Source organism: Pseudomonas sp. GQ91, assembly GCF_059758795.1.
Genome location: NZ_JCAXED010000017.1, coordinates 40,419 through 52,767, shown reverse-complemented (window position 1 = coordinate 52,767; position 12,349 = coordinate 40,419). Strand labels below are relative to the sequence as shown.

Here is a 12,349-nt window from a genome sequence, read left to right as displayed (position 1 = left end):
TGACGCTGAGGCAGGATCAATAGGAAATAACGCACGCTCTGCTCATTGCCAAATATCATTGCGCGCGGGCTTTTTGTTTGGGGGCCTTTCACATCCCTTTCACAGTCCAGCGCTTATGGTGATCCCAGCTCCTAAGTGAACACCTTTAAGCCCGCTCTCCCCATCGCGGGCTTTTCTTTGTCTGGCGTTTCGATAGTGATGTTCAACCGGCGTGAGCATCCGTGCAGCCTTCGATATCCAGCGCCATCACCGCGTCCGAGGTCATGACTTCGGCATATTCGCCATCAAGGATTGCCAGCGTCAGCGCATGCACCGTCGCAGCCGTCCAGGACTTCCCTGCGGCGCTCACCACCGGCACCGCCGTGGTTGCATCAGACGGCAGGATGATGCGGTAGCCGAGGGCTTTTCCAGCACGCACCGTGGCATCCATGCTGTTGTGGATCACCACCCCCGTCAGCACCAAACGCTCCACCCGCATGCTCTTGAGCACGTGGTCCAACTCAGTGCCGATAAAGGCGCAGTTCTGCTGCTTGACAATCACCGCCTCTCCCGCGAGAGGCGCGACCTCTTGCTTGATGGCATTCCACGGGCCGTGGACGTGATAGGTCGATGACGGCGCTTGCTCATCGTGCTTGATGTGCACCACGGGCCAGCCCTTCAGCCGCCAATGCGCCAGAAGACGCTGAATTGCCGCCAGGTAGCCGGGATGACTCTTGCCCTCCCACACCGGCTGATCAATAGCGTCCTGGACATCCAGGATGACGAGGGGTATGGGACCCGGTTGAGCATTCATAAACGACGTTCTCTCATCAGTTGGCCTACGGTGAGCAAGCAGCCAGGCTGCTGCTTGCGAGGAAGCTATTTACCGACCCGCTCAGCGCAGCCTGCGTTGCTGTCCCCCGCATACACCCAAGTGGCGCTGAACTCGAAAGCGTGTCCGGACATAGTGTCCGTGCACGCACCGCCAACCACCTCCAACATGAAGGCCTTATCACCCTCCTTGCCGGTGTACCTGACCCCGTCACCCGAGGTCACTTGCTGCGCGGAGAGCTGCGTGCCCTGCGGGTTCTCAGGCGTTATCCAGGTCAAGGTGTTGCCGCTGACGTGGATTGACCAGAACGGCTCATTGCCTCTTGCGATGAACTGGGGAAGGGATTTATCTGCCTGAGTCGTCGTGGGGGAACCTGGGATCGGCGCTTGCGTGGAGCCTTCAGGAGCGGCCGGGTCCGTCATGCTGCAGGCTGCCAGACTCAGGGTTAATAACGGCGTAGAGAGGAACGAAAAACACGAGAATTTCATGGCATCAGCTTTTGCAAAATAGAAGGCTGCAACATAGCAAATCTCGGGAGAGGTTGGAAAAACGCCCCGCCCCAGGGGCCAAGGCTTGAGTGGCGCGGCGGATTCATTTGCTGAGAACAGGCAGCCACCACCCGTATTGACATATCGCTAAATCTCGATATTATCAGTCCATGGAATTGATCGAAGTCTTCAAAGCCCTCTCAAACCCTACACGCCTTGAAATCTTGAAAGGCTTGAAGGATCCCGTAAAGAACTTCCCTCCACAGGATGAAGGTGACGTTCTCACGGTGGGCGTCTGCGTCAGTAGTATTCAAGAAGGTATCGGCCTGTCGCAGTCAACGGTGTCTGGTTATCTTGCAACGCTGCAACGCGTGGGTTTGGTCGAAGTCAGGCGCATCGGCCAGTGGACCTACTATAAGCGGAACGAAGCCACCATCAGGGTACTTGCCGAGATCATAGGGAAAGAGCTGTAATTTTTTACCGCATAATATCGAGATATCTCGATATTCCTTTTTATAGATACGAGGATCTGCAATGAAAGCGATGATACTTAAATCATTTGGTGGCCCGGAATCCTTCGCCCTCCGCGACGTGCCCAAACCAGTGCCGCAGGCGGGACAGGTATTGGTCCGCGTACACGCAACCTCCATCAATCCATTGGATTTCCAGGTCCGACGTGGCGATTATGCCGACCTGGTGCAACTGCCGACCATTACCGGACATGACGTATCTGGCGTTGTCGAGGAAGTCGGGCCGGGTGTGACGACCTTCGCTCCAGGAGACGAAGTCTGGTACACACCCCAAATATTCGACGGGCCTGGAAGTTATGCCGAGTACCACGTTGCTGACGAAAGGATTATCGGCAAGAAGCCGCCCTCGCTGAGCCATCTTGAGGCGGCGAGCCTGACCTTGGTGGGCGGGACCGCGTGGGAAGCACTGGTCGTGCGTGCGGCACTCAGAGTAGGCGAAAGCGTTTTAATACACGGTGGCGCGGGCGGCGTCGGTCATGTGGCGATCCAGTTGGCAAAAGCCATGGGCGCCAAAGTGTTCACGACCGTGCGCGGGGCAAACGTTGAGTTCGCACGAAGTCTGGGCGCCGATGTGATCATCGATTACCAAAAGCAGGATTATGTCGACGCCATCGCACGAGAAACGGGTGGCCGTGGAGTCGATGTAGTGTTCGACACCATCGGGGGCAACACCTTGTCGCGCAGCCCCGACACACTCGCTCAACTTGGCCGCGTGGTCACGATCGTGGACATTGCCCAGCCGCAGAACGTCGTCCAGGCCTGGGGCAAGAACGCCAGTTATCACTTCGTTTTCACCAGACAGAACCGCGGCAAGCTGGATGAGTTGAGCGCATTGATAGCCCGCGGTCAACTGCGGCCACACGTTGGCGCCGTCTATTCGCTTGCCGACATTCCGCTCGCCCATGCGCTGCTGGAAAGTCCCAACAACGGAGTTCGAGGAAAAATCGCGATTGCCGTCGGGCCAGAGTCAAGCAAGGTATGAACACGAGGCGTGTCTTCCAGCAGCGCAATTGCAGGTTGAGGAGCAACCGTGCTCAGTTGCGCAGCAACTTGCGCAGGGGCACGCCATCCTTGAGCACCGGTGACTTGATCACGATGTAGCTGAAGTACTTGGAGATGCCGATGTTCTTGTCCAGCAGACTTTCCACCACTTCCTGATAATGCTGGATGCTACGGGTCATGAAGCGCACCAGGTAGTCATAGCCGCCACTGATCAAATGGCATTCAAGCACTTCGTCCACCAGGCGAATGTTGGATTCGAACTTGGCGAAATCTTCGCGCTTGTGGTCGCTGAGGGTTATTTCAGTGAATACCATGACCGAATCGGTGATCTTGGCCAGGTTCAAATGCGCCTTGTAGCTGGAAATATACCCGGCCGACTCAAGCCGCTTGACCCGCTGCAGGCATGGGCTTGCCGACAACCCAACAGCATCGGCGAGGCTGACATTGGTCATGCGGCCATCTTTTTGCAGTTCAACCAAAATGCTGATGTCAATTCGGTCCAGCTTGACTAGCCCTTCCATTGCATACCTCGTGACTGCCGTTTGTAAGACAATCTTCTAGCAAAATCAGCGCCGTAAAGACAGCTGATGCTGCGCCACCAGATCCGCCATGCTGTTGATGCAGTATTCCGCCGCGCAAGAGCTGGGTTGCCGGGCCCGATGGCGGCCGATCAAGCAACGGTCGAGCGCGCCTTGTGCGACGACCGACGGTCGTGTCACATGCAGCACCGGTTGCAATTCGGCCCCTTGATGATCAAGCCATTGTGGGTCCTGCGCAACGGAAATGAAGTCCTCCACCTCGATCCCCAGCCGCTCGCACAGCGACCCACTGTCCTGCGCATCCCGGTCACCGCGTACCAGCAGGCGATAGAACTTGCGCAGGTACAGCATCGCGCCCGGCGCATCCTCGAAAAGTGGCCAGTTACCCGCAGACCGGGCAAAGCTCATGCCCTCCTCCCAACTGGCGTGCAGCCCCCAGGCCTGCGCCAGCTGGCGATGGGCAAAACACAGCACGCCGCTGAACCCCAACTCGGCAAAGCGTGGATACAGCGTGGCAACCACTGTATTGAACTCGGCCAGCACCTGCGCCTTGGGCGGCTGCCCGCCACGACTGTCGAGCAGCGGTTGCAGTGCCGCCCAGACGCCCGAATCCCGATCCACCAGCACGTCGTCGCAATCGATCAGCAACGCTCGATAATCTGTCAATCCCATGCGGATTCAAGCCTCCAATGATGCAGTATGGGCGCCCATGCGCCTAAGAAGTGTCGGACGCTGCCGCGAACTGCCCGACGCGGGCACAGGTTCAGTTCAGGGCGCGTGCCAACGCCTTGTCAAGAATCACCAGGGCTTCATCGATCTGCGCCTCGGTGGTCACCAACGGTGCCAAAAAGCGCAGTACGTTGCGGTGCACACCACATTTGATCACCAGCAAACCGCCGTCCCGGGCGGCGTCGATCAGCCGTTGATTGAGGTCGGGGTCCGGGCTACGCGCCGCGTCATCCTTGACCAATTCGATTGCCAGCATAAAACCGGTGCCACGCACGTCGCCGATGCACGGGTAACGCACCTGCAACCCGAGCAAGCCCTGGCGCAAGTATTCACCCAACACCTGGCTGCGAGCCAGCAACTGCTCTTGCTCGAAGGCCGCGATCACCGCGAGCGCCGCCGCGCACGCCAGGGCATTGCCGCCATAAGTGCCGCCCAGCCCCCCGGGCAATGGTGCATCCATGATAGACGCCTTGCCGACGACCCCGGACAACGGCAAGCCGCCGGCCAGGCTCTTGGCCACGGTGACCAGGTCGGGCTGGATGCCGGCATGCTGAAAACCGAACCAGGTGCCCGTGCGGCCAAAACCGGTCTGGATCTCGTCGAGGATCAACACGATGCCGTGTTTGTCGGCCAGGCCGCGCAGGGCCTGGAGAAACTCCGCCGGGGCCGTGAGGAAACCGCCATCGCCCTGCACCGGCTCGATGATGATGGCGGCCACCCGCTCCGGTGCCACTTGGGTGGCCAGTAGCTCATCGAGGGCCTTGAGCGCCAGTTCGCTGGTTACCCCGCGATAGGCGTTCGGGTAAGGGGTGTGGAACACCTCGGGCGCGAACGGCCCGAAGTTCTGCTTGTAGGGTTGGCTCATGCCGGTCAGGGTGGTGCCCAGCAAGGTGCGACCATGGAAGCCGCCGCGAAAGGCGATGACCGCCGAGCGATTGGTGTGGGCGCGGGCAATCTTCACGGCGTTCTCCACCGCTTCGGCCCCGGAGGTGAAAAATGCAGCTTTATAAGCCTCTTGCCCGCCGACCATTTCACACAGGCGCTGGGCCAGGTCGAGGTAAGGCGAGTACGCGACCACCTGGAAGCAGGCGTGAGAGACCTTGTGCAATTGCGCCTGTACAGCGGCGACCACCTGCGGGTGGTTGTGCCCGATATTCAGCACGCCGATGCCGCCGACGAAGTCCAGGTACCGTTTGCCATCCACGTCCCACAGCTCGGCGCCCTGGGCGCGGTCGATCACCAGCGGATGCGCGGTCACCAGGCCACGGGGCACGAACTGTTCGCGCTGACGGAGCAAATGAGAGGTTTTGTCGACTTTGCTGTTCATGGCATTTCCCATTGTGAATCCGGCAACCTGGAAGTGGTTGCGATACTTCTCAGAGTACGGCGTACGGGAAACCAACTCAGCCGAACTTGGCCCGTGAGAAATTCAGATCGACTGTTTTGACCCCGCCTTTCAACAGATCCTGCGTCGCGCTTGAAGGATGATGATCGTTACCTTCAGCCAACAGGAAATGCCCATGGCCTTGCTCTACAAAGCCGACCCGATACGCGGCCAACACTGGCAGGCACTGTTCGCCGAACACGCGGCGGACATTGCCTGGCGTGCCTGGCCAGACATCGGCAACCCCGACGAGGTCGAGTACCTGGCCGCCTGGCAAGCGCCGGAACATCTCGAGCAGTTGCTGCCCAACCTGAAGGTGCTGTTTGCCTTGTCGGCAGGTGTCGACCAACTGGATCTCGAACGTCTGCCCCCGGACTTGCCCGTAGTGCGTCTGCTCGATCCTGGCATCACCCAAGGCATGTGCGAATACGCCAACTGGGCCGTGCTCAGCCTGCACCGCGACATGCTGCGCTACCGCCAGCAACAGAGCGCGCGCTGCTGGCAGGCGCACCTGCTGCAACCGGCGCAAAAGCGCCGCGTCGGGGTAATGGGGCTCGGCGCCCAGGCCCAGCAGATTCTCAGCAGCCTGGCGCCCCGAGGGTTTGCCTTGTCGGGATGGGCGCGCAGTGCCCATCGGATAGCGGGCGTGACGTGCTATGCCGGCGAGCAGCAACTGCCGGCGTTTCTCGGCCAGTGCGATATTTTGCTGTGCGTGTTGCCACTGACGCGACAGACCCAGGGCATTCTGGATCGACGCCTGTTTGCGCAACTGCCACGCGGTGCAGCCCTGATCAACATGGGCCGTGGCGGTCACCTGGTGGAGAACGACTTGCTTGAGGCGCTGGACAACGGCCAACTGAGTGGCGCGGTGCTGGACGTATTGCAACAGGAGCCGGCGCCGGCGGATCACCCGTTCTGGGCTCATCCGCAGATTGCGCTGACGCCGCATATCGCGGCGATGACCCAGCCGGCGAGTGCGTTCGGCGTGCTGTTGGAGAATATCCGCCGGCATCAGCGCGGGGAACGTATGGTGGGCGAGGTGGACCGGCGCAAGGGCTATTGAAAGAGCTAGCGGGTTCCCGAGGCAGCAGCGCGTCGGCTCGCGATAGCGGTGTCTCCATCGATGAAGGTATCGATTGAGACACCGCTATCGCGAGCCAGTCGGCGGCGTTTCAAACGCGCGCCCTAGCGACGCAGCCTTTCGCTGATCGCCGCCCCCACCTGCTGCGTCGAACCCTGCCCGCCCAGGTCCGGGGTAATCGGCCCCTCGGCAATCACGGCCTCAATCGCCTGCATGATCCCCGCATGCGCCGCGCAATAGCGCTCTTCGCCATTGCCGAGGAAATCCAGCATCAACGCTGCCGACCAGATCATCGCAATCGGGTTGGCGATGTTCTGCCCATAAATATCCGGCGCCGAGCCATGCACCGGCTCGAACAACGATGGAAAGCGCCGCTCCGGGTCCAGGTTGGCCGACGGTGCGATACCAATGGTGCCCGCACACGCAGGCCCCAGGTCAGACAGGATGTCGCCAAACAGGTTGGAGGCCACCACCACGTCGAACCGATCCGGTTGCAACACAAAGCGCGCGCACAGAATGTCGATATGCTGTTTGTCCCAACTGACCTCGGGGTAGTTCGCGGCCATCTGCGCAGTGCGTTCATCCCAGTACGGCATGCTGATGGAAATGCCGTTGGACTTGGTCGCCGCCGTCAGCTTTTTACGCGGCCGGGTCTGGGCCAGCTCGAACGCGTATTTGAGGATGCGGTCAACGCCACGCCGGGTGAACACCGACTCCTGCAACACGAATTCATGTTCGGTGCCTTCGAACATCTTGCCACCCACCGACGAATATTCGCCCTCGGTGTTTTCACGGATCACCACAAAATCGATATCCCCAGCCTGGCGCCCGGCCAGCGGGCACGGCACGCCGGGGAACAGGCGCACCGGGCGGATGTTCACGTACTGGTCGAAATCGCGCCGAAACTTGAGCAGCGAACCCCATAGCGAGATGTGGTCAGGAACCTTGTCTGGCCACCCCACGGCGCCGAAGTAGATGGCGTCGAAAGCCTTGAGCTGATCGAACCAGTCATCGGGCATCATCTGCCCGTGCTCCAGGTAGTAATCGCAGTGAGCCCAGTCGAGTACTTCGATGCTCAGGTTCAGGTCCCAGGTCTTGGCCGCCTGTTCCAGCACGCGCAAACCTTCGGGGAGTACTTCCTTGCCGATGCCATCGCCGGCAATCGCGGCGATTCTGAATGCCTTGCTCATGATGCACGCCTCGCGAAAATTCAGTTCAACCCGCCGATGTGGAAGGCCTTGATTTCAAGGTACTCATCCAGGCCGTACTTGCTGCCTTCACGCCCCAGGCCCGACTGCTTGATGCCGCCAAACGGCGCCACCTCCATGGAAATGATCCCGGTGTTGAGCCCCACCATGCCGAACTCCAGGGCTTCGCCGAAACGCCACGCGCGCTGCAGGTCCTGGGTGAAATAGTAGGCGCCCAGGCCGTAAGGCGTGGCATTGGCCAGGGCCAGCGCCTCGGCCTCGTCGGTAAAGCGCATCAGCGGTGCCACCGGGCCAAAGGTTTCTTCATTGGCCAACAACATACCGGCGTGGGTATCGCCCAGCACCGTCGGCTGCACGAACTGGCTGTCACCTGTGGGAACCGCGCCACACAGCAGCTTCGCACCCTGGCTCAAGGCATCGTCGATATGTCGCGCCACCTTGCTCACCGCGGCAGCGTTGATCAGCGGGCCAATCGTCACCCCGTCCTCCAGGCCATTGCCGACCTTGAGCTTGCCCACCTCCTCCACCAGGCGCGCGGCGAAACGCTGGTAAATGCCGGCCTGCACCAGGATGCGGTTGGCGCACACGCAGGTTTGCCCGGCATTGCGAAACTTGCTGAGCATCACGCCGGCCACCGCCTGCTCCAGATCCGCATCGTCAAACACGATGAACGGCGCGTTGCCGCCCAGCTCCAGGCTGAGGCGCTTGATATGCTCGGCGCTCTGGCGCATCAGCAGGCGGCCGACGGCGGTGGAGCCGGTAAAGGAGAGCTTGCGCACCGTTGGGTTGCCGGTCAGCGCTGCGCCGATACCGGCAGGCAGCCCGGTGAGTACATTGAACACGCCAGCGGGAATCCCGACACGCTCGGCCAGCACTGCCAACGCCAACGCCGACAGCGGTGTGAGGTCCGAGGGTTTGACGATGATCGGGCAACCGGCGGCCAGCGCGGGTGCACATTTGCGCGTAATCATCGCGTTGGGGAAATTCCACGGGGTAATGGCCGCGCATACGCCCACGGGCTGCTTGAGGGTCAGCAGGCGACGATCAGCACTGGGCGCCGGCATGGTTTCACCGTAGACCCGGCGGGCTTCTTCGGCGAACCATTTGACGAACCCGGCGCCGTAACGAATCTCGCCCTTGGCTTCCGGCAGCGGCTTGCCCTGTTCGCACGTCATGATCAGCGCCAGGTCGTCGAGGTTGTCGAGCATCGCCTGATACCAGCGCTCCAGCAGTGCGCCGCGCTCGGCAGCCGGGCGCGCGCGCCAGTCGGGCCAGGCACGTTCGGCGGCGTCGATGGCGCGGTGGGTGTCGACCGCGTCCATGGCGGGGACCCGCGCCAGCAACTGGCCGGTAGCGGGGTCGTGAATGTCCAGCGTGGCACCGCTGTCGGCCGCGACCCACTGGCCATCGACATAAGCGCGTTCAGCCAAGAGGCTGGGGTCTTGCAGGTGAGTATTGAGCATGATTGAGTCCTGATCCGAGACAGGCTCCAGTCTAGGCAGGTGCCACGGACGAGGATGCCGAAAGCGCGGTGTGAGCAGCGTGCCGTGCTGAAAATCCTTCCAGGACGGCAGGCTCTGCTATGCCTTCAACGAGCCGAGCAAGCCTTGCAAAAAGCGCTCGCCGGCATGCATCTGGCTGATCTCGATAAACTCGTCTGGCTTATGCGCCTGCTCGATGGAGCCCGGACCGCACACCACCACCGGCACATCCAGGCGCTGCTTGAACAAGCCGCCTTCGGTGCCGAACGAGACCTTGGCGGTGCCGACATCCGGCGCGGCGAACTGTTTGAGAAAGCGCACCGCCTCGACGCTGGGGTGAGTGTCCAGGCCGGGGTAGACATTCAGCGTCTGGATCTCGATCGCCGCCACGCTGGACAGCTTCTGGGCCTCACGCACAATCACTTCGGCACGTTCGCGCATGTGCTCCAGAAACTGCTCCAGGTCATCGGCCGGCAGGTTGCGCACTTCGAAATCCAGGGTGCACAGGTTGGGTACGATATTCAGCGCCTTGCCACCGCCAATCTGTCCCACATGCACGGTGCTGTAGGGCACATCGTAGTCCGGGTCCTGGGCACCATGGCGTTGCAAGTGCTGCTGGCTCTCGCGCAATGCGGCGATAAAGTCGCAGGCCACGTGGATGGCATTCACCGAACGCGGCGCCAGCGAGGAATGCGCCTCCAGTCCACGGCAGTAAGTGCGGTAGGAACCCTTGCCCTTGTGACCCAGCACGAACTGCATGTTGGTCGGCTCACCGACCAGGCACAAAAATGGCCGCACAGGCGCCAGGTGCAGCACATCGAGCAGACGCCGCACGCCCACACAACCGATTTCCTCGTCATGGGACAGGGCCAATTGCAGCGGGCGGTTCAAGGTACAGGCAGCGGCGTCGAGCATGGCATCGACGGCCAGGGCGATGAAGCCCTTCATGTCGCAGCTGCCACGCCCATAAATGCGCCCGTCCTGCACGGTGGCGGCAAAGGCCGGGAAGGTCCACGCCTGTCCCGCCGCAGGCACCACGTCGGTATGCCCGGACAACAGCACGCCGGGCTGGTCCCTGGGTCCCGTGCTGGCAAACAGGTTGGCCTTTTTCCCGCTTTCGTCCTTGACGATCAGCGACTCGATGCCCTGGGTCAACAACAGGTCGCGCACATACGCTATCAAGGCCATGTTCGACTCGGACGAGACCGTCTCGAAGGCCATCAGTCGTTTCAAGATTTCCAGTACGCGGGGTTTCATGCGCAGGCTCCCGCGTTCAGGCTCGCCAGGCCGCGTTGGGTTTGCAGCAAGTGCCCGGCGTCGTGATGGCACAGCACTTCACTGCCGTTTTCCAGCGTCCGACGAGTCGGTGCAGTGCGGTTGCACAGCCCATCGACCCGCACCGGGCAGCGATTGAGAAAGGTGCACAACTGCGGCACATTGGCCTGCGCGCCAATCGGCGGCAGCTCCCCACAACGGGTATCACAGTGTTCCAGCCAGCCCTGGCGCAGCTCGGGCACCGAGTGGATCAACAGGTCGGTATACGGATGGTACGGCGCCTCGGTAAACGACTGGCGACTGCCGGCCTGCACCTTGTGGCCGCTGTACATCACCATAACGTCGTCGCACAGCGCGCGCACGGTGGAAATGTCGTGGCTGATAAACAGGTATGACACGCCCAACTGCTGGCGCAAATCCCGCAGCAGTTCAAGAATCGCAGCGCCCACCACGGTGTCCAGCGCCGAGGTCACTTCATCGCAAAGGATCAGGTCCGGTTTGGCCGCCAGCGCACGGGCCAGGTTGACCCGCTGTTTTTGTCCGCCGGACAATTCGCTGGGGCGGCGCTCGGCCAGGTTGCGTGGCAGACGCACCAGGTCCAGCAGTTCGCCGACGCGTGCCTGCAACGCGGGCCCCTTGAGGCCGAAGTACATCTTCAGCGGGCGGCTGAGAATGGCCGCCACGCTGTGCATCGGATTGAGCGCCGTGTCAGCATTCTGGAAGACCATCTGGATCCGCCGAAACTGCTCCGGCGTGCGCTCGGACAAACTGCCGCCCAAGGGTTGCCCATCGAACGCGAGACTGCCGAGGGCCGGGGTCAGCAACCCGGCAACCACTCGGGCCAGGGTCGACTTGCCCGACCCGGATTCTCCGATCACGCCGATGGCCTGGCCTCGGCGCACGGTGAGGTCAATGTCTTCCAGGACGCGGATCGACGGCATGCCCTGAGGGTTTTTATTGCCGTAGCCGGCGGTAAGCCCACTGATGCTCAGCAGCGGCACGTCTTCGCTGATCCCACAGGGCGGACGAATGTTGCTATCGGGCCGCGCGGCCGCCAACAGACTGCGAGTATAGGCGTGGGCCGGGGCATTGAGCAGCGGCGCGGTGGCGCCTAGTTCAAGGACCTGTCCGCCATTGAGCACGACGATCTGGTCGGCCATCTGCGCCACCACCGCGAGGTCGTGGGACACGTACACCGCCGTGGCGCCCCGTTCGCGTACCACGCGCTTGAAGGCCCGCAACACGTCGATCTGGGTGGTCACGTCCAACGCCGTGGTCGGTTCGTCAAGCACCACCAGCAACGGATCGCTGATCAACGCCATCGCCGCCATCACCCGCTGCAGTTGGCCGCCGGAGACCTGGTGCGGATAGCGCTGACCGATGCGCTCCGGATCTGGCAGCGCAAGGTCACGGAACAGCCCGATGGCCTTGGCTTGCAGTGCGGTCCGACTGCCCAGGCCATGGATCAACGCGCCCTCCACCACCTGGTCGATGAGTTTTTGCGCCGGGTTGAAAGCGGCGGCCGCACTTTGCGCGATATACGACACGCGATTGCCGCGCAGGCCCTGCAGCTGTTTTTCGCTGACAGCGAGCATGTCGTGCTCGCCCACCTGGACCACCCCGCCGGACAAGCGACAGCCGCTGCGGGCATAACCCAGCAGCGCGAGGGCAATAGTGGTCTTGCCCGACCCGGACTCGCCGATCAGCGCCAACACCTGGCCTTTTTCCAGGGCAAAGCTCACACCCTTGACGATCTCCACCTCGCCGCGTTCGCCACAGGCGACCACGCGCAGGTCTTCGACACGAATCAATTCAGTCATT

The 12,349-nt window shown here is 61.7% G+C and carries 12 protein-coding genes; 3 read left to right on the top strand and 9 right to left on the bottom strand.

The features are described from left to right. Positions 1–202 precede the first annotated feature (202 nt). Positions 203–793 carry an isochorismatase family protein gene (locus AC6CIA_RS22700; RefSeq protein WP_498315293.1) on the bottom strand — a complete coding sequence of 197 codons (591 nt, stop codon included), beginning with the start codon at positions 791–793 and terminating at the stop codon, positions 203–205. A gap of 65 nt (positions 794–858) precedes the next feature. After that, a complete protein-coding gene (locus AC6CIA_RS22695) occupies positions 859–1,299 on the bottom strand; it encodes a hypothetical protein (RefSeq protein WP_498315291.1) in 441 nt (146 codons plus the stop codon). Between the two features lie 170 nt (positions 1,300–1,469). On the opposite strand from AC6CIA_RS22695, the gene AC6CIA_RS22690 reads away from it, so the two are divergent. Next, a complete protein-coding gene (locus tag AC6CIA_RS22690; RefSeq protein ID WP_339533020.1) occupies positions 1,470–1,772 on the top strand; it encodes an ArsR/SmtB family transcription factor in 303 nt (100 codons plus the stop codon). 61 nt (positions 1,773–1,833) lie between these two features. Further along, complete coding sequence (locus AC6CIA_RS22685; protein WP_498315289.1) at positions 1,834–2,811, top strand: zinc-dependent alcohol dehydrogenase family protein; 978 nt, start codon at positions 1,834–1,836, stop codon at positions 2,809–2,811. A gap of 52 nt (positions 2,812–2,863) precedes the next feature. On the opposite strand, the gene AC6CIA_RS22680 is transcribed toward AC6CIA_RS22685, so the two are convergent. The 3 genes from AC6CIA_RS22680 to gabT all read right to left on the bottom strand — a co-directional run bounded on the left by AC6CIA_RS22680 (position 2,864) and on the right by gabT (position 5,426). Further along, a complete protein-coding gene (locus AC6CIA_RS22680) occupies positions 2,864–3,352 on the bottom strand; it encodes an Lrp/AsnC family transcriptional regulator (protein ID WP_498315287.1) in 489 nt (162 codons plus the stop codon). Between the two features lie 45 nt (positions 3,353–3,397). Continuing rightward, the gene (locus tag AC6CIA_RS22675) at positions 3,398–4,042 is read right to left on the bottom strand and encodes an HAD family hydrolase (RefSeq protein WP_498315286.1); all 645 of its coding nucleotides are present in this window, start codon (positions 4,040–4,042) and stop codon (positions 3,398–3,400) included. 91 nt (positions 4,043–4,133) lie between these two features. Next, positions 4,134–5,426, bottom strand: coding sequence for a 4-aminobutyrate--2-oxoglutarate transaminase (gabT, locus tag AC6CIA_RS22670; protein ID WP_498315284.1), 1,293 nt, complete (start codon positions 5,424–5,426; stop codon positions 4,134–4,136). A gap of 193 nt (positions 5,427–5,619) precedes the next feature. Here gabT and AC6CIA_RS22665 point away from each other — a divergent pair, with 193 nt between their 5' ends. Next, the gene (locus tag AC6CIA_RS22665) at positions 5,620–6,546 is read left to right on the top strand and encodes a 2-hydroxyacid dehydrogenase (protein ID WP_498315404.1); all 927 of its coding nucleotides are present in this window, start codon (positions 5,620–5,622) and stop codon (positions 6,544–6,546) included. Positions 6,547–6,668: 122 nt separating this feature from the next. Here the strand turns inward: AC6CIA_RS22665 and AC6CIA_RS22660 are convergent, their stop codons facing one another. The 4 genes from AC6CIA_RS22660 to AC6CIA_RS22645 form a co-directional block, all read right to left on the bottom strand. Beyond that, positions 6,669–7,754, bottom strand: coding sequence for a tartrate dehydrogenase (locus AC6CIA_RS22660; RefSeq protein WP_498315282.1), 1,086 nt, complete (start codon positions 7,752–7,754; stop codon positions 6,669–6,671). A 20-nt stretch (positions 7,755–7,774) separates the two neighbouring features. After that, entirely contained in the window at positions 7,775–9,235 is a 1,461-nt protein-coding gene (locus AC6CIA_RS22655; protein ID WP_498315280.1) for an NAD-dependent succinate-semialdehyde dehydrogenase, read from the bottom strand. 117 nt (positions 9,236–9,352) lie between these two features. Next, on the bottom strand, positions 9,353–10,510 hold the full coding sequence (argE, locus tag AC6CIA_RS22650) for an acetylornithine deacetylase (RefSeq protein WP_498315278.1): 1,158 nt from the start codon (positions 10,508–10,510) through the stop codon (positions 9,353–9,355). Next, entirely contained in the window at positions 10,507–12,348 is a 1,842-nt protein-coding gene (locus AC6CIA_RS22645; RefSeq protein WP_498315276.1) for an ABC transporter ATP-binding protein, read from the bottom strand. Before AC6CIA_RS22645 ends, argE begins: the two co-directional genes overlap by 4 nt. Between the last annotated feature and the right edge of the window lies 1 nt (position 12,349).